Here is a 17,966-nt window from a genome sequence, read left to right on the forward strand (position 1 = left end):
AAACCCTCCGTCTTAAACCTTTCGGCCTTCGACCTTTCTTACAATAGCCCCTTAGTGCTTGGCAAAACCATTTTCTCAGCATCACGTTTGATTGCCATTTTAATTGCTTTTGCAAATGCTTTAAAAATAGCTTCAATTTTATGGTGCTCGTTATCGCCCTCTGCTTTTACGTTTAAATTGCATTTTGCGGCATCACTGAACGATTTAAAGAAATGATAAAACATTTCTGTAGGCATATCGCCAACTTTTTCACGTTTAAATTCAGCATCCCAAACAATCCAGTTTCTTCCTCCAAAATCGATGGCTACCTGCGCCAAACAATCGTCCATTGGTAAGCAAAAACCATACCTTTCAATGCCTAGTTTATTGCCTAATCCTTTAGCAAATGCTTCTCCAAGGGCAATTCCGGTATCTTCTATGGTGTGGTGCTCATCAATGTGTAAATCGCCTTTTGCAATTACCTCTAAATCTACACTTCCATGTCTGGCAATCTGATCAAGCATATGATCGAAGAAGTTCAAGCCTGTTTCGATTTTGGCTTTTCCTGTTCCATCCAGATCAAGGTTAATGGTAATATCGGTTTCGTTGGTTTTGCGTTCGTGGTGAATTTTTCTGCTTCCTGCCTTAAGCAGGTTGTAGATGTCTTCCCATTTCTTGGTTTCCAGAATAATCACATCCAACAAAGTTTCATGTTTATCCAGTGCTTCAGTTGAACCCAATGCATCATTCTGACGAAGGAAAATTGCCTTAGCACCCAAATTTTTGGCTAAAACCACATCATTTAATCTCATCTTAAAAATTTTCTAGAACAGTTAATAGTTTGTCGTTTTCTTCTTTTGTACCTACTGTAATCCTTAAACATCCTTCGCATAAAGTTACTTTAGAACGATCGCGTACAATAATGCCTTGGTCTACCAAAGTATCGTAAATTTTTAAGGCATCGGTAACTTCCGTCAGGATAAAATTAGCATCAGAAGGATATACTTTTTTAACAATATTTAATGCATTTAATGCCTTGCTTAAACGGTCTCTTTCTGCCACAGATTCTTTAATCCAATCGTTAACCTGAGCGATGTTTTTTAGCGCTTCAAAAGCTAAGTCCTGTGTAGCCTGATTGATGTTGTATGGTGGTTTAATTTTATTCAGAACATCGATCACTTTTGTCGAAGAAAATGCCATGCCTAAACGTAAAGCGGCAAGCCCCCAAGCTTTCGAAAAAGTTTGCAAAACCACCAGGTTTCCGTATTCGGTTAGCTCTTGAATAAAGGTCTTCTGACGGGCGTAATTAATGTACGCTTCGTCAACTACAACGATGCCATTAAAGTTGGCTAAAATTGTTTCAATATCTTCGCGATTTATCGAATTTCCAGTCGGATTATTTGGCGAACAAATGAAGATTAATTTTGTGTTTTTATCGATCGTTTCTGCGATCTTTTCCATATCCAATTGGAAGTTCGGAAGCAGGTTAACTTTGCGTATTTCTACATCGTTTATGTTGGCCGAAACCTCGTACATTCCATAGGTTGGTGGCAGCACAATTACGTTGTCTTTTCCAGGATTACAAAAAGCACGGAACAATAAATCTATCGCCTCGTCGCTGCCGTTGCCTAAAAAAGTATTTTCAATCGGCACACCTTTTATTTTGCTGATTGCATCTTTCAGATCAAGCTGCAATGGATCAGGATAACGGTTGTAATTTGCCGGAAGTGGCGAACCATAACTGTTTTCATTTGCATCTAAAAAAACTGATGCCTGACCTTTAAATTCATCCCTAGCGGTAGAGTAGGGGCGAAGGTTTTTTATATTTTCTCTTACTAAATCGTTAATGTCCATTTTAATGGTTTGTTGGTTTCCTTCGGTTTGATTACACAGATTAGGTGATTTCACCGATTGTTAATTCTTATTCTATGCTCTGTTATCTTCGGACTTTGGACTTCCGACCTCGGACTCAAAGTTCAATCTAATACTTACTGCATTCTTATGCGCATCTAATCCCTCGGCTTCCGCAAGTATTTCAACCGTATTGCCAATGTTGCTCAACCCTTCGTGGGATAAATGCTGGAAAGTGATTTTTTTCAGAAAAGCATCTGTTGATACGCCCGAATAAGCCTTAGCAAAACCACTGGTTGGTAAAGTATGATTGGTTCCAGAGGCATAATCGCCAACACTTTCTGGCGTAAAGTTGCCTAAAAACACCGATCCAGCATTGATAATCGATGGAATAAGGCTTTGGAAATGTTCGGTAGCCAATATTAGGTGCTCTGGTGCATATTCATTTGAAAATTGCATCGCCTCATCCAGGTTTTTAGCAAAAACTGCATAAGAATTGGCTATTGCTTTTGCTGCAATGTCTTTCCTTGGGAGGATATTAAGCTGATTTTCAATTTCTTTTAACGTATCAGCAATGATCTGATTTGAAGTAGCCACTAAAATAGCCTGACTATCAGTTCCATGTTCTGCCTGCGCGAGTAGATCTGCAGCAATAAATGACGGATTGGCAGTATCATCAGCAATAACCAACACCTCTGATGGTCCTGCAGGCATATCAATGGCTACTTTGTTTTGAACCATTGTTTTTGCCGTAGTTACATAACGGTTACCAGGACCAAAAATCTTATATACCTGTGGTACACTTTCCGTTCCGAAAGCCATTGCTGCAACAGCTTGTGCACCCCCAATCAGGAATACTTTTTCGATGCCCAGAAGCACCGCACAGTAGGCCAGATAACAATTGGTTTTGCCATCACTTTGCGGGGGAGAGCACACCACGATTTCTTTACAGCCTGCGATGATGGCGGGAGTGGCAAGCATTAAAAAAGTACTCGGTAAAACGGCTGTTCCTCCTGGGATATAAAGTCCTACTTTTTCAATTGCCCTCGATTCGCGCCAGCATACAACGCCTGGCATCGTTTCGATTTTATCTTCAGTTTTTAACTGCGACTGGTGAAAAGTTTTGATGTTTTGGTAAGCGGTATCAATCGCCTTTTTTGCTTCTGCGGGAATGGTAGATGCAATCGCTTTTAATTCTTCAGTATCCAAAAACAGTTTCTCTAAATTAACTTTGTCAAATGCTTTTGCAAAGTTAAAAAGTGCCTGGTCGCCATCTTTTTTTACGGTGCTGATGATGTCGGTTACCCGTTCTTCAACCAGTTTATCGTCTTCAATTTGCCTCGAACAAAGTTCTTCAATTTTTGATTTAGATAAATCTGTATAATTGTAGATTTTCAATGTTTTATAATTTTAAATTAACTAATAGTTAACGTGAATTTAAACGATTTTACTTGATTATTTTCTCGATTGGCATTACCAAAATACCTTCAGCACCTGCTGCTTTTAAACTGTTTATTTTATCCCAGAAATCTTCCTCGGCAATTACAGAGTGAACAGCAACCCAGTTTGGTTCGAAAAGTGGAACTACCGTTGGGCTTTTTACGCCCGGAAGTAAATCGACTACTTTTTGAAGGTTATCTTTTGATACATTTAGCACCACGTATTTATTAGATTTTGCGCTAAGTACAGAGCGGATGCGTTGAAGCAATTCTGCAACTTCAGGATTATCAGCTATTGATTTATTTCCGATTAAAACGGCTTCAGATTGCATCACATCAGCGAAAGGTTTTAGTCCGTTGCTTTTTAGTGTTCCACCTGTTGATACGATATCAAAAATAGCATCACTTAAGCCTAAGCCCGGACCAATTTCTACCGATCCTGAAATGGTTCTGATATCAGATTTTATGCCTTTTTCCTGTAAGAATTTTTCGAGGATTACCGGGTAAGAAGTAGCAATCGCTTTGCCATTTAACTCTTCCAGTTTTTGGATATTACTGGTTGCCTGAACAGCAATTTTTAAGGTGCATTTTCCGAAGCCTAATTTTTGTAGATAATCTACCTCAGCTTTGGTTTCTACAATTACGTTTTCTCCAACTATACCCAAATCGGCAATGCCATCCTGTACATATTCAGGAATATCATCATCCCGGAGGAAAAGAATTTCTAAAGGAAAATTGGTAACGGTTGAGATGAGTGAGCTTTTGTAGTTTTCGAAAGATAAACCACAATTTTTAAGTATTTCTACAGATTTTTCGTTTAACCTACCCGACTTCTGGATAGCGATTTTAAGTGTTTTCAAAGTATTGAATATAGAGTGAACAAGAAATTATTTTACGGAAAAAAGTTTTGAAGTACAAAACAAACATATCATATCGCCTATCGGCGATGGTGTAAATGTAAGTGATGGTTCAAAGTTAAATTCATAAATTATTTCTGCCAGTATCAATGCTTTAGCTGATAAGCGCTGGCAAATATAGCGTTTGAAATGGTAAAACAAAAAATAATGGCACTTAATTTGCCATTATGCTGTTTTTATTGCCAATAACCCTTATTTTGTACTAAAATTTTACGTGTTGAAAAAGTTTCGCTTTCTAATTTTCCCCCTTATTTTGTTTGTTTCTGCCTGTGGATGGTTTAAGAGCCCTCCAGAGATAGGTAAGGTGTTATCTGAACATTTTAAGAATAAAATTTATAAAGATTTCGATACTGTAGCTTATGATAGCATTTTTGTAAAGACTTTGGATAGTCTTTCAGACAAATTTGTAAATCCGAAAACAATTAAAGGTTATTATGCCGATAATCATCGTCAGCCTGTGCTTGTTACCAGATTTTATATCAATGGAAACTTAGATTCGCTGGTAAGCTATTTAAACGAAAGTAAGGTTCATGGCTTCAATCCGAAGATTTTTAAAGGAGACGAGATTAAAAGCTTATTAGATGAATTAACAGCAAACAAGTTTAAAAAGGTAGAAGAAAGTTATCCGGTTATAGCGAAACTAGAATTACTATCGGCCAATGCCTATTTAAATTATACAAACTATTTAAAATTTGGGGTGGTAAATCCCCGTAATATATTTTCGCGCTACTACATTAAAGTTAAACGTCCGGACAGCGTTGGGATGACCAATCTTTTGAATAGTGTGAACCTGTTGGACACACTCAGATCTGTTCAGCCCAAATCGGCTCAATATAAAGCTTTGCAGGCCGCCTATTTGAATACAGATGCTTACGATGAGAAACGGATTTTACTGCTAAATATGGAGCGCTTCCGTTGGAAAATGCCTGAGACTGGCGATAATTATGTGCAGGTAAATATCCCTGATTTTAGGTTAACCTGGCTGGATAAACAAGATACCGTAATTACAATGAAAGTTTGTGTTGGCGGGCGGCGCGAAAATGGTTACGAAGAGAAGTTAAAAGCCTTTGCAAAATCGGGCAATCTGGATGATAAACCGAAGAACCATGAGACACCTTTATTGTTCAGTAAAATCAATTCCATTCAGGCCAATCCAATCTGGAATATTCCGGTCAGCATTGCGCAAAGTGAGATCTATTGGATGGCCAGAAAAGATCCATATTATTTATCGAACAGCAACATTAAAGTTTACTATAAAGACAAACTAATTGGTGAACCTGATACCATCAATTGGAATAGGTATTCGCGTGATAAATTACCCTTTAAATTTAAACAAGGATCTGGCGGTGGAAACGCTTTAGGAAAGTTCAAATTTATCTTCGATAATAGCTCGAGTATTTACCTGCACGATACCAATAATAAGAACGGATTTAACCTGACTAATCGGGCTATAAGTCATGGCTGTGTACGCATCGAAAAGCCATTAGAATTTGCCGAACTCTTGGTTAAAGATTCTTACACTTATGATAAGCTTAGGGCAGAAGTAGATTTACCACCGATAGATAGTACACATGTAAAATGGTATAAAAAACGTATGGCACAAAAGGCCGATACAACCAAAGCATTTCAATTAAAACCAGCTTGGTTTGCCCCAAAGAAAAATGTTCCATTAATTATTACCTACATTACTGCCTGGTCGCAAAATGATAAGATTGAATACAGACCTGATGTTTATGGTATGGACGAAAAACTTTGGGCTGCGATGAAGAAATTCAGGTAGAATTTAATCAATAGTTTAGCGCTTGCAGTTGAAAACAATGTTAAGGTTTCCCCTAACAGCAGCACAGCTATTTAATCATTTTCCTGAAGGTAAAGCAACAGATACTGGCATTGTCATCTTAATTTCGTTGACAAGGAAAAAATTGAAAAGGTAGTTTTTGTGTGTTTCGAAAATGAAAATTATGAACGCTGCCTACAAAAGCCAATGAATTAATATTAAGATCATCATGGACAACAAAATAACCAAAGGAATCAGTAAGCTGCTAAGTTATATCTTGAGGCACTCGCCAGAAACCATAGGCTTAAAGCTCGATGAAAATGGTTGGGCTGACGTGAATGAACTGATTACCAAATTTGACCTCTATGATAAGAGAATAGATTTTGAACAGCTTGACTACATTGTCGAAAATAACGACAAAAAGAGATTTGCTTTCAACGAAGGTAAAACCAAGATCCGGGCAAGCCAGGGGCATTCCATTTCAATAGAGCTAAACCTTGATGAAGCAGAACCACTAGAATATCTCTATCATGGTACAGTTGAAAAGTTCCTGTCGGATATTAAATCGCAGGGACTTCAAAAAATGACGCGGCAGCATGTGCATTTAAGTGCCGATAGAGAAACGGCCAATAAAGTAGGTGGCAGGAGGGGAAAACCGGTTATCCTTACCATTAATAGTGGAGAGATGCATAGGGCAGGCTATAAATTTTATTTATCAGCTAACAATGTGTGGCTTACAGATGTTGTGCCCGTTGAATATATAACGTTTTAACATGGGCAGAACATTAGCAATAGGTGATATACACGGGGGATTAAAAGGTTTAGTTCAGCTATTCGAGCGTGCAGATGTAACAAAAGATGACAAACTGATTTTTCTTGGCGATTATGTGGATGGATGGAGTGAATCGGCGCAAGTAATCAATTACATGATGCAATTGGAAGAAAGTCATCAGTGCATTTTTATCAAAGGAAATCACGATGCTTGGTGTATCGATTGGTTGGAAAAAGGTATTGTAGATGATGTTTGGTTTGTTCACGGTGGTAAATTAACCATCGAAAGTTATAAAAACTTACCTGATCCGGTGAAGCAAAAACATCTAAATTTCTTTGAACGCATGAAAGATTACTACGTGGATGAGCATAACAACCTCTTTATTCACGCCGGTTTTTCTTCCATGCACGGTCCTGAAAAAGAACGTTATTCTTCCAATTATTCGTGGGATAGAACACTTTGGGAAATGGCCCTGACTATGGATAAGAGGATCAAAAAAGATTCGGTACTTTATCCGAAACGTTTATTACTCTACAATGAAATTTATATCGGCCATACCCCAACGCTCTATTATAACATGAACGTGCCCATGCAGGGTTGTAACGTTTGGAATATTGATACTGGTGCTGCATTTACTGGGAAATTGACCTGTCTGGATATCGAAACAAAAGAATTTTGGCAAAGCGATACCTTGCAAAGCTTGTACCCAACCGAAAAAGGAAGATGTAAATAGTTAAGTTATTGATCGATTATTCTCTTGCTGAAATTAGAGAAAGGCTAAAGAATAGTTAACTTCGCCAAGTTTTTTTGAAAGATACAATGCAGAACAACCCCACATTTAACCATCAGGCTGATATCGTAAATAGTGCCATTAGATTTATAAGCGCCTGGTTTAAACAATCGAAGGCCATTACCGACGAACTGAATGATTTTTTCATTCTCCCAGGTAATAAAGTTATTGGTAAGGATGTTATTATTGGTCGGTTAAAAGGTATTTTCGGTCGATCTGATGAATATGTTGGTGGCAGATACGATATTATTGATGTTAATTTCGAGCTTTTGAATGATGATAAGGGTATGGGCTTTGTTGAAGGGGTTGCAGGTTACAGAGATGTTGTTCAAAAACAATCGAAAATTGTAAGCGGACCTTTTAAACTGTATTTCGCATTGCATAACGGTGGCTGGAAAATTGTAAATATCGAATTTCCGGGTTTTAGTTATTAAAACGACTTTATTACAATAGTAATTCGCCACTTTCCATAATTTTTCTATCTTTGGTTTTTAATGAATTTCCTTTATCCGGGCTTTCTTTTTGCACTAATATAACTTAAAAACCTGCTTATTCTGTTGTCGCGGATTTTGGCAATCATCTTTTTGGTGCTGGCGTTTACCCAGCCTTATATTCCAGCGCAGAATCAAAAAACAACAGCTTTAAATAATGTAGTAAGCATTTATATCGATAACTCTTACAGCATGGAAGCCATTAATAAAGATGGTAACCTGCTTGATGAAGCCAAGCGGAGGGCAAAAGAACTGGTAAAAGGTTTTGGAATGAACGATCGCTTTCAACTGTTGACCAATAATTTCGAAGGAAAACACCAACGATTGTTAAACGAGGAAGCGTTTTTAAAAGCATTAGATGATGTTAAAATCTCGGCAGCAAACCGTAATCTTCAACCAATACTAAACCGACAGGGGAATGTTTTAACGGGTTCTGCAAATAAGTATAGCTTTCTGATCTCCGATTTTCAGAAAAATATCTCCACCACCAATAAACTCGATACAAAAGCCGATATTCAGTATTCATTTTTGAAACTGAATGCCAATACGCTTCCGAATGTTGCGGTAGATAGCGTTTGGGCACTTTCGCCAAATCATCAGCCGGGAGCAAATGAGCGTTTGGTTGTACAGTTGAAAAATTACTCCGAAGAGGAGGCTAAAAATATCCCTTTAAAGCTCAGCATCAACAACCAACAAAAGGGATTGGGTGCCGTAACCATCCCTGCAGGTAAAACAATTAAAGATACCCTGAATTTCTCTGGACTGAACGCAGGATGGCAAAAAGGTTTAATCAGCATTAAAGATTTTCCGGTAACCTTTGATGATACCCTTTCCTTCAGTTTTAAGGTAGACGAAAGTTTTCCTGTTCTGAGTATTAACGGAGCCAATACAGGCAATTACATTAAAGCACTGTTTGCTGCCGATCGTTATTATAAACTCACCGAGAATGCCGAAAGCAATGTGAATTATAGCAATTTTGCCAGTTATGGTCTGATTGTGTTGAACGGTTTGAAAAATCCGTCAACAGGTTTGGCTCAGCAGCTAAAAACCTATCTGAATGCAGGTGGTACGGTGGTGCTTTTTCCTGCTTCAGGGCTTAATACAAGTGACGGGAATTTAGCCCGTCATCCGGTGTTCGTGCCTTTAATATATCGTTTGGCATTGAGTGGAGGAAATGAAACGCCTTTATACTACAACCTCGGTAACGATAATGCCCTGGCGGGTAAAAAGATTACGCTGGGTAAAAACCAAAGCTTAAAAATTACTGCAGATGGTTTTGAGGCGATTCCTGAAATCCGTCAGGCAAATGGGAAAACGCTGATTTACATTGCCGATCAGATAAAAAATGCAGGCTTTTATAACCTGAAACTTGCAGATTCACTACTTGCTGTTTATAGTTTCAACAATGGCAGAACAGAATCTGATATGCATTATTTAGACAAAACAGAACTCAATCAGTTGGCTGACAAAGGCAACCTCAAAATATTCGATACCGATAAAGATGCCGTTAAATTAATTGCCGGCACTAATAAAATCGGGCAGACTTTATGGAAACTTTGTCTAATTTTGTCGCTGATTTTTATTGCAGCAGAAATTTTGCTCATCCGATTTTTTAACAACACAAAGAAAACAATATGAATCTCCTGGTTAAAAATGTAGCCATTACCGATCCGCAAAGTAAATTCAATAATCAACAATGCGATGTTCGGGTAGAAAATGGCAAAATTAAAAACATAGGTAAATTAACTGCCGATAAAAACGAAACTGTTTTTGATGCTCAGGGTGCTTTCTTAACGCCAGGTTTTTTCGATCTAAACTGCGTTGCTGGCGATCCGGGTTTCGAAACTAAGGAAGATATTCAAACATTAACCGCAACGGCAAAAGCTGGAGGTTTTACAGGCTTAGCTTTATTGCCGCAAACCAGTCCGGTTGTGCAGTCAAAATCTCAGGTAGAATACATTATCAATAGGGCCAAAAACAATTTGGTTGATGTGTTGCCAGTTGGTGCGATAAGTCAGAGCCGTGAGGCAAAGGAGCTTGCCGAACTGTTCGATATGCAACAGGCAGGTGCGGTAGCTTTTTCAGATGGCGATAAAGCCTTACAAGACGATGGTTTTATGAGCCGCGCATTACAATATGCAAAAGGTTTCGATGCACTATTAATGGTTTATCCCGAAAATAAATCCATAGCTGGCAAATCGCAGATTAACGAGAGTAAAAACTCTGTGCTGTTGGGCATGAAAGGTTTACCCGCATTGGCTGAAGAAATGCATATTGCCCGCGATATTTTCCTGGCATCTTATAATGAAACCAAAATCCACATCAGCAATATTTCAACTGCCGGGGCTGTAGCTTTGATTCGTAAAGCAAAAAAAGATGGCGTTCAGGTTTCGTGCGATGTAACAGCACATCACCTGGTGTTTACAGAAGAACTTTTAAGCGATTTTGACAGCAACTACAAGGTTAAGCCACCACTGCGTGGAAAAGCAGATGTAAAGGCGCTAATTGCCGGTTTAAAAGATGGAACTATTGATGCCATTACTTCCCAGCACCGTCCTGAAGAAATCGAATTTAAAAATGTAGAATTCGAAATTGCGCACTACGGCATCATCGCTTTACAAACCGTATTACCACTATTATTAAAGGCTGGATTGGATATTGCTTTAATTGTAGAGAAATTGGCCATTAATCCACGTAAATTATTAAATTTAGCTATTCCGGTAATCGAAGAAGATGCTGATGCCAACTTTACTGTTTTCAATACAACAGAAAAGTGGTTGTATAATGCCACAAGCAATTATTCAAAATCGGCAAACAGTCCATTGTTGGGTACAGAACTTACCGGGAAGGTAACTTTGGTTTATAATAATAGTCAATACTGGGAGAATTAAGGTTGAAGGTTAGGGGTATAAGGTTCTTAACCATGTCTCAAAACATATTAGTTCAAAAAAATATTGATAAATTAACAGGTTATAAGAATTTAGATCCTGAATTGGGCGATTTCCTGAAAGAATTTTTATTGGTAGAAGACGATGAGTTTCAGGATGAATTTGAGATTTACGAAGAACTGATCAGTAATCAACAATTAGCAGAAACCAGTGTAGAAGAGATTTGTAAAACAGCTGCAAATTTAAATATCAGTGAAGAAATGCAAGAATTATTTGTACCTTTTATGGCATTTTTCCTTGACGTTGAGGGAAGTGCAGAAACAACGAAAGAAATAATTCAGTATAGCAGTAACAAATCGTTCGATTCTGCTACTTATATATTAATTACAACAATTAATAATTAAACTAAAATTTAAAATTATGGACAAAAGTGCTCTTATTTCCAAATTAGCGATTAAAAATGGATTAATGCTCGCTGCGGTTTCGATAATTGTATCGTTAACCTTGCATTTCATAGACCCTGTATTAATTTACACCAGTTTTGCGGCCCAGATAGGTATATTTGTTTTATTCATCGTACTGTTAGTAGTGGTGGGAATAAACATCCGTAAAGAAATAGGTGGGTTTTGGACATTTGGAGAGGCCTTTAAAGCTTATTTAATCATCTCCCTTATTCTAGCCTTAACTGCAACGCTTTATAATGTGATACTAATGAAATTTATTGATCCAGATCTTCCACAAAGAGCTGCTGCTGCTATCGAGGAGGCACAGAGAGCTATGATGGAAAAATTCGGAATGGCTAGCGAGCAAATTGATGAGGCGATAGCTAAAGGTGGCAATATGCAGGAGAAGCTTGAACCTACTTTTAAAAACATTTTTACAAGCTTTGGTGTTTCACTTGCACTGTATGGGGTACTTTCTTTAATCCTTTCAGCTATCTTAAAGAAAAAACAACCAGTTACATTCGATTCGTTTCCAAAGGAAGATTAATTTCTTTTATAAAATTTTGAACGTGCAGGTTTTATCATTTAATTTGATGAAATTTGCACGTTTTTAATAATGCGTCATTGCGAACGAAGCGTGGGAAATGCGCAGGGGTGTGGCAATCTTATAATAGATTGCTTCGTCGTTCCTTCTCGCAATGACGATAATACTCAAAAATGGATATATCAGTAGTAGTACCCTTATTTAATGAAGATGAATCTTTGCCAGAATTAACGGCTTGGATTGATAAAGTGATGATCGACAATAATTTCAGTTACGAAATTATTTTGGTTGATGATGGTAGTACCGATAGATCATGGGAGGTGATTGAAGAGTTAAGATTTCAAAACCCTGCCATTAAAGGCATTAAGTTTAGAAGGAACTACGGTAAATCTGCAGCCTTAAATGTTGGTTTCGAAGCTACTCAGGGCGATGTGGTCATTACCATGGATGCCGATCTGCAGGATAGTCCGGATGAAATCCCTGAATTATACCGCCGCATAAAAGACGAAAAGCTTGATATCATTTCAGGCTGGAAAAAGAAACGTTACGATCCGATTACGAAAACTATTCCAACTAAATTATTCAACGCCGCTACCCGTAAAATGAGCGGTATAGAACTGAACGATTTTAACTGTGGCTTAAAAGCTTACCGTAGCGATGTGATCAAAACCATCGAAGTTTACGGCGAAATGCACCGTTATATCCCGGTAATTGCCAAATGGGCGGGATTTAGTAAAATATCCGAACAGGTGGTAGAACACCGTGCCCGCAAATATGGCACAACAAAATTCGGCTTTAGCAGGTTTATAAACGGCTTTTTAGATTTACTTTCTATATTTTTTGTTGGTAAATTCGGCAAACGCCCAATGCACTTTTTTGGTTCGTTAGGGGTTTTAAGCTTCTTTATCGGTATAATCATGGCGCTTTATATATTATTCGAAAAGAAATATTTGATATGGCAGGGCTTAGCCTATCGCGATGTAACCGATCAACCTTTGTTTTATTTATCACTGGTTGCCATTGTTGTTGGTTCGCAGATGTTCCTGGCAGGTTTTATTGCAGAACTCTTATCGCGTAACGCACCAGAAAGAAATCAATATTTAATCGAAAAAGAACTTAAATAAGTTGAAAGACTAAAGCTTAAAGCATAAAGCGCTTTGGTCTTTAGTCTTTCAGCTTTCAGCTTCAAGACATGTTTTTCTCCATCATCATTCCACTTTACAATCGTCCTCAAGAAATTGACGAACTTTTAAACACCCTAACTAAACAAACTTATCTACAGTTTGAGGTTTTGGTTATAGAAGATGGTTCGAAAAACGATGCAAAGGCCATTGTAGCTTCTTATGCAGATAAACTGGACATTAAATATTACTTTAAAGAAAATGCCGGACAGGGGTTTGCCCGTAATTTTGGTTTCGAAAGGGCAGCAGGCGATTACTTTGTTATTTTCGATTCAGATTGTTTAATTCCTGCAAATTACCTCGAAACGGTTAAAAACTATTTGTATGAGCATCATTTAGATGCCTATGGCGGTCCGGATGCTGCACATGATAGCTTTACGCCTGTACAAAAAGCAATTAGTTATGCCATGACTTCGCCTTTCACCACTGGTGGAATCCGCGGAAACAAACAGCACGTAGGACAATTTCACCCACGCAGTTTTAATATGGGTGTTTCCCGTCAGGCATGGGAGAAGGTAGGTGGTTTTATCCTGACCCGATTAGGCGAAGATATCGAATATAGTATCCGCATCCACGAAAACGGTTTTAAAATCGGGTTGATTCCAGATGCAAAGGTTTACCATAAACGCCGGACGAGCTTTAGTCAGTTTTACAAACAATTACACTTTTTCGGGAGAGCAAGGATTAATATTTACAAACATTTCCCAAAAGAATTAAAACTTGTACATTTTTTTCCAGCGTTGTTTACATTGGGTTTTGGTTTCACCATTTTGTGTAACTTTATATATCCTCCATTGGCATATGTTTGTAACTTCTTCTTATTGATTTACTTTATGTTGATATTTTTTCATTCATGGTCTGTAAATAAATCGTTAAAAGTTGCATTTTTGAGCATTATATCTTCATTTATCCAATTAACCGCTTATGGTTTAGGATTTATACAGGATTTATTTAAACGAGTGGTATTCAAACAACAATGATAAATTACCTAAAAGAAAGTACGTTCGCCGTTAATGATGTAATCCAAAAGGCGTGGAGCATTACCAAGAAACACTATTTCTCGATTGCTACACTATGTTTTCTGATGTTTATCACCGCAAGCGCTTCGAGCTTAATGGCCTTTTTTATTAAGGATGTAAGTAAGGCCTTGAGTGTAATTATGGTGATTATTTTTGTGTTGCTTTATTTTACCATCAATCTTTCGCTTTTCAAATACATTTTCCATTTAATGGACGATGAAGAAAACGATGTGAAAATTGTGGATACGCTTCCAACCAGGCAACAAATTATCAGGTTCCTGGTAGCTACCCTTTATTTTGTAGGTTGTATCCTTGGGGTTTATCTGGTGGTAATCCTGGTTGCTTTTCCTTTTATTTATACTGGGATTAATGTGACAATCGTTAAAAACGTGGCCATTTCAGTTGGTATTATTGCCATTTTTATCACTTGGTTAAGAATTTCATTTTTTCCGTTTTTTATTATTGATAAGGGTGCAACGCCATTCGATTCGATTAAATTGAGTTTGGCTACCACTAAAGGAAATTTCACGAAGATTTTATTGTTATTGGTGGTTTTAGGTGGAGGATATTTAATTTATCTGCTGTTAAACTACCTGCAATGGCCATTGGTGGCTTTTATTGTAAATATTTTAAGTTCATTTATAATTGTTCCACTTTCGAGTGTAGCCTTAACTGTTGCATACCGCAAAATTTCGAGCGAATATAAAGGCGATGAGCATCCAGATATTTTACATAATATCGTTTAGGGTAGAATTTATATTCAATCACTCAATCATTCAAAATTCAGTTTAGTATGGGATTAAAAGCAGCATTAAGTAAACCCTTTGCGGCATTTGCAGTTTGGCAGATTAACAAATGGAAAAATAATGCCCTAAATGCTCAGCATAATATTCTGAAAAAGTTAATTGATGAGGCTAAAAATACTGCATTCGGAAAAGATCATCATTTCGCTGAGATTAAAACCTATGCTGATTTTAAAAAACATGTTCCCGTTCAAGATTACGAAGGATTAAAACCCTATGTAGATCGTGTAGTGGCAGGCGAAGATGATGTACTTTGGAAAGGCAAACCACTTTATTTCGCCAAAACATCAGGCACCACTTCAGGCGTAAAATATATTCCACTATCGAAAGAATCGATGCCTGAGCATATCAAAGCTGCCCGTAATGCCATTTTAACTTATATTAATGAAACAGGCAAAGCTGATTTTGTAAACGGAAAGATGATTTTTTTGCAAGGGAGTCCGGTTTTAAGTGTAAAACATGGAATCAATGTTGGGCGTTTATCGGGCATTGTGGCACACCATGTGCCAGCCTATCTGCAAAAGAACCGATTGCCTTCTTACGAAACCAATATTATCGAAGATTGGGAGCAAAAAGTTGATGCCATTGTTGAGGAAACCATTAATGAAAATATGACCTTGATTTCTGGTATTCCACCTTGGGTACAGATGTATTTCGATAAACTTTCAGAGAAATCAGGAGGGAAGAAAATTGCCGAAATATTCAAGAATTTTAGCCTGTTTATTTATGGCGGTGTAAATTTTGAGCCTTATCGAGCAAAAATTGAACAAAGCATCGGGAAGAAAATTGATGCTATAGAAACTTACCCAGCTTCAGAGGGCTTTATTGCCTACCAGGATTCACAAAAAGATAAAGGACTATTGTTGCTGGCCGATGCGGGGATTTTTTACGAATTTGTTCCTGCCGATGAGTATTACAACGATAATCCAACACGGTTATCGCTTGCTGAGGTTGAACTAGATACGAACTATGCGTTAATTTTAAATACCAATGCAGGTTTATGGGGTTACAGTATAGGTGATACAGTGAAGTTTGTTTCGAAAAATCCTTACAAAATTGTGGTAACCGGACGGATTAAGCACTTTATATCTGCCTTTGGCGAACATGTAATAGGAGAAGAGGTAGAACAGGCAATTTTGAGCGTGGCCAATGAAGAACAGGTAGAAATTACAGAATTTACAGTTGCGCCCCAGGTTAATCCGGAAGCCGGTCAATTGCCTTATCACGAGTGGTTTGTAGAGTTTTCGTCTGCACCAAAAGACATGACAGCTTTCAGCAAAAAGGTTGATGAGGCTTTGCAAAAGAAAAATATTTATTACTTTGACCTGATTGAAGGGAACATCCTTCAGCCATTGATTATACGTACTTTGCAAAAAGATGCTTTTGTTAACTACATGAAAAGTGAAGGAAAGTTAGGCGGACAGAATAAAGTGCCACGCTTGAGTAATGATCGGAAATTGGCGGATGGGTTGGAGAGGTATATTGTTTAACTAATCTTCCTCGGTTTGTGTCCTCACGAAACGAAATGAGGAAAAGTAGTTCGTGGAGACACGAACCACAGCATTGGAGCGAAATGCAACGCAGTCGAGATGACGATTACTCAACAGATGCTTTTCAGAATGACAAAAGCGGGTGAACGATAAAATGAATGAATAAAATGCTTAATTTAACCTTAAGCGTTACGATATTAAAAACGATTTGAAAAGAATAACCATATTAGGTTCTACAGGAAGTATAGGTACACAAGCACTAGAAGTGGTAAGGGATCATCCCACAACATTTAAAGTTGTTGTATTATCTGCACTAAAGAATTCGGCATTACTTATTCAACAGGCGATGGAATTTAAGCCAGCCATTGTTGTAATCTGTGATGAAAGCAAGTACGGCGAAGTTAAAACTGCTTTGTCTGCGCTAAATATTAAAGTTTTGGCAGGCGAAGCCGCCTTGTCAGAAGTTGCGGCCTATGATGATAGTGATATGGTATTAACGGCATTAATGGGCTCCGTAGGATTAAAACCTACTATTGCTGCCATTAAGGCTGGAAAAAATATTGCTTTGGCCAACAAAGAAACCTTGGTGGTAGCCGGCGAACTGATTACACAACTGGCAACGGAACATCAGGTTAAAATTTTACCGGTCGATTCAGAGCATTCRGCAATATTTCAATGTTTGGTAGGCGAGGAGCAGCATTCAATCGAAAAGATTTATTTAACAGCTTCGGGCGGACCATTCTTAGGCAAAACAAAAGATTTTTTATCTACAGTAAAGAAAGAGCAGGCTTTAAAACATCCCAACTGGGTGATGGGTGCAAAAATCACGATCGATTCTGCATCCCTAATGAATAAAGGCCTGGAGGTAATTGAAGCAAAATGGTTGTTTAACCTTGATGTAGATCAGATTGATGTAATTGTTCACCCTCAATCTATCATTCATTCAATTGTTCAGTTTACCGATGGATCTATGAAAGCACAAATGGGTGTTCCGGACATGAAACTGCCTATTCAGTACGCTTTAAATTATCCCGATAGGCTAAAAAACAATTTTAAACGTTTTAACTTCCTAGATTATCCAAACTTTAGCTTTCAAAAAGCCGACATGGAAACATTCAGGAATTTAGACCTGGCATTCACTTCTTTACGAAAAGGAGGGAATATGCCTTGTATTTTAAATGCTGCGAATGAAATTGTTGTTGAAGCATTTTTGAAGGACAAAATCGGTTTTCTGCAGATGAGCGAGGTTATTGAACAGTGTATGGAAGAAATCAGTTTTGTTGAAAAACCACAATTGAGTGATTATTTAGAAACTGACAAACATAGCCGTATCTTAGCCGGCGAATTAGTAACAAAAAGTATAGTTTAACATCTAACATAAAATTTTATAAGAGAATATGAATGGATTGATTATGGCGGGGCAGCTGCTGCTCGGATTGTCTTTATTGGTAATATTACACGAATTAGGGCATTTCTTGGCAGCCAGGGCATTTGGTATTAAAGTAGAAAAGTTTTATTTATTTTTTGATGCCTGGGGTTTCAAGCTTTTTAGTTTCAAAAGAGGTGATGTTGAATATGGAGT

At 37.7% G+C, this 17,966-nt stretch carries 17 protein-coding genes and 1 pseudogene; 14 read left to right on the forward strand and 4 right to left on the reverse strand.

Annotation, left to right across the window (positions count from 1 at the left end; all coding sequences use genetic code 11):
* Window positions 1–38: 38 nt before the first annotated feature.
* From hisB to hisG, 4 genes and pseudogenes are all read right to left on the reverse strand, one after another.
* Window positions 39–788, reverse strand: a pseudogene (gene hisB / locus AC1DND_RS03885) (imidazoleglycerol-phosphate dehydratase HisB); the annotation flags it as partial.
* A 4-nt stretch (window positions 789–792) separates the two neighbouring features.
* On the reverse strand, window positions 793–1,833 hold the full coding sequence (hisC, locus tag AC1DND_RS03890; RefSeq protein WP_477579299.1) for a histidinol-phosphate transaminase: 1,041 nt from the start codon (window positions 1,831–1,833) through the stop codon (window positions 793–795).
* Window positions 1,834–1,905: 72 nt separating this feature from the next.
* A complete protein-coding gene (hisD, locus tag AC1DND_RS03895) occupies window positions 1,906–3,228 on the reverse strand; it encodes a histidinol dehydrogenase (RefSeq protein ID WP_477579268.1) in 1,323 nt (440 codons plus the stop codon).
* Between the two features lie 49 nt (window positions 3,229–3,277).
* Window positions 3,278–4,129, reverse strand: a complete 852-nt coding sequence (gene hisG / locus AC1DND_RS03900) for an ATP phosphoribosyltransferase (protein ID WP_029278663.1) — start codon at window positions 4,127–4,129, stop codon at window positions 3,278–3,280.
* Window positions 4,130–4,400: 271 nt separating this feature from the next.
* Between hisG and AC1DND_RS03905 the strand changes: the two genes are divergently transcribed.
* From AC1DND_RS03905 to AC1DND_RS03970, 14 genes are all read left to right on the forward strand, one after another.
* Window positions 4,401–5,966, forward strand: a complete 1,566-nt coding sequence (locus tag AC1DND_RS03905) for a L,D-transpeptidase family protein (protein ID WP_477579270.1) — start codon at window positions 4,401–4,403, stop codon at window positions 5,964–5,966.
* Between the two features lie 226 nt (window positions 5,967–6,192).
* Window positions 6,193–6,735: an RNA 2'-phosphotransferase gene (locus tag AC1DND_RS03910; protein WP_477579272.1), complete on the forward strand. Its 543-nt coding sequence runs from the start codon at window positions 6,193–6,195 to the stop codon at window positions 6,733–6,735.
* Between the two features lies 1 nt (window position 6,736).
* Window positions 6,737–7,468: a metallophosphoesterase family protein gene (locus AC1DND_RS03915; RefSeq protein ID WP_477579274.1), complete on the forward strand. Its 732-nt coding sequence runs from the start codon at window positions 6,737–6,739 to the stop codon at window positions 7,466–7,468.
* Window positions 7,469–7,542: 74 nt separating this feature from the next.
* Complete coding sequence (locus AC1DND_RS03920; protein ID WP_477579276.1) at window positions 7,543–7,959, forward strand: hypothetical protein; 417 nt, start codon at window positions 7,543–7,545, stop codon at window positions 7,957–7,959.
* A gap of 135 nt (window positions 7,960–8,094) precedes the next feature.
* Window positions 8,095–9,654, forward strand: coding sequence for a hypothetical protein (locus tag AC1DND_RS03925; RefSeq protein ID WP_477579278.1), 1,560 nt, complete (start codon window positions 8,095–8,097; stop codon window positions 9,652–9,654).
* A complete protein-coding gene (locus tag AC1DND_RS03930; RefSeq protein ID WP_477579280.1) occupies window positions 9,651–10,907 on the forward strand; it encodes a dihydroorotase in 1,257 nt (418 codons plus the stop codon). The genes AC1DND_RS03925 and AC1DND_RS03930 overlap by 4 nt, the downstream gene beginning before the upstream one ends.
* A 32-nt stretch (window positions 10,908–10,939) precedes the next feature.
* Complete coding sequence (locus tag AC1DND_RS03935; protein ID WP_477579282.1) at window positions 10,940–11,308, forward strand: hypothetical protein; 369 nt, start codon at window positions 10,940–10,942, stop codon at window positions 11,306–11,308.
* 16 nt (window positions 11,309–11,324) lie between these two features.
* Window positions 11,325–11,894 carry a DUF4199 domain-containing protein gene (locus AC1DND_RS03940; protein WP_477579284.1) on the forward strand — a complete coding sequence of 190 codons (570 nt, stop codon included), beginning with the start codon at window positions 11,325–11,327 and terminating at the stop codon, window positions 11,892–11,894.
* 170 nt (window positions 11,895–12,064) lie between these two features.
* Entirely contained in the window at window positions 12,065–13,015 is a 951-nt protein-coding gene (locus AC1DND_RS03945; RefSeq protein ID WP_477579286.1) for a glycosyltransferase family 2 protein, read from the forward strand.
* 68 nt (window positions 13,016–13,083) lie between these two features.
* The gene (locus AC1DND_RS03950; RefSeq protein ID WP_477579288.1) at window positions 13,084–14,052 is read left to right on the forward strand and encodes a glycosyltransferase family 2 protein; all 969 of its coding nucleotides are present in this window, start codon (window positions 13,084–13,086) and stop codon (window positions 14,050–14,052) included.
* On the forward strand, window positions 14,049–14,837 hold the full coding sequence (locus tag AC1DND_RS03955; protein WP_477579289.1) for a hypothetical protein: 789 nt from the start codon (window positions 14,049–14,051) through the stop codon (window positions 14,835–14,837). Before AC1DND_RS03950 ends, AC1DND_RS03955 begins: the two co-directional genes overlap by 4 nt.
* A 47-nt stretch (window positions 14,838–14,884) precedes the next feature.
* The gene (locus AC1DND_RS03960) at window positions 14,885–16,384 is read left to right on the forward strand and encodes a GH3 auxin-responsive promoter family protein (protein ID WP_477579291.1); all 1,500 of its coding nucleotides are present in this window, start codon (window positions 14,885–14,887) and stop codon (window positions 16,382–16,384) included.
* Window positions 16,385–16,592: 208 nt separating this feature from the next.
* Window positions 16,593–17,753, forward strand: a complete 1,161-nt coding sequence (locus tag AC1DND_RS03965; protein WP_477579293.1) for a 1-deoxy-D-xylulose-5-phosphate reductoisomerase — start codon at window positions 16,593–16,595, stop codon at window positions 17,751–17,753.
* Between the two features lie 28 nt (window positions 17,754–17,781).
* A partial coding sequence (locus AC1DND_RS03970) for a site-2 protease family protein (RefSeq protein WP_477579295.1) occupies window positions 17,782–17,966 on the forward strand: 185 nt, incomplete at its 3' end.

It is taken from the genome of Pedobacter sp. 01N416 (assembly GCF_056399685.1).

Coding starts and splice junctions, on each gene's coding strand:
- hisC (WP_477579299.1), bottom strand. CDS start 1,833: ATGGACATTAACGATTTAGTAAGAGAAAATATAAAAAACCTTCGCCCC.
- AC1DND_RS03910 (WP_477579272.1), top strand. CDS start 6,193: ATGGACAACAAAATAACCAAAGGAATCAGTAAGCTGCTAAGTTATATC.
- AC1DND_RS03915 (WP_477579274.1), top strand. CDS start 6,737: ATGGGCAGAACATTAGCAATAGGTGATATACACGGGGGATTAAAAGGT.
- AC1DND_RS03930 (WP_477579280.1), top strand. CDS start 9,651: ATGAATCTCCTGGTTAAAAATGTAGCCATTACCGATCCGCAAAGTAAA.
- AC1DND_RS03935 (WP_477579282.1), top strand. CDS start 10,940: ATGTCTCAAAACATATTAGTTCAAAAAAATATTGATAAATTAACAGGT.
- AC1DND_RS03940 (WP_477579284.1), top strand. CDS start 11,325: ATGGACAAAAGTGCTCTTATTTCCAAATTAGCGATTAAAAATGGATTA.
- AC1DND_RS03945 (WP_477579286.1), top strand. CDS start 12,065: ATGGATATATCAGTAGTAGTACCCTTATTTAATGAAGATGAATCTTTG.
- AC1DND_RS03950 (WP_477579288.1), top strand. CDS start 13,084: ATGTTTTTCTCCATCATCATTCCACTTTACAATCGTCCTCAAGAAATT.
- AC1DND_RS03955 (WP_477579289.1), top strand. CDS start 14,049: ATGATAAATTACCTAAAAGAAAGTACGTTCGCCGTTAATGATGTAATC.
- AC1DND_RS03960 (WP_477579291.1), top strand. CDS start 14,885: ATGGGATTAAAAGCAGCATTAAGTAAACCCTTTGCGGCATTTGCAGTT.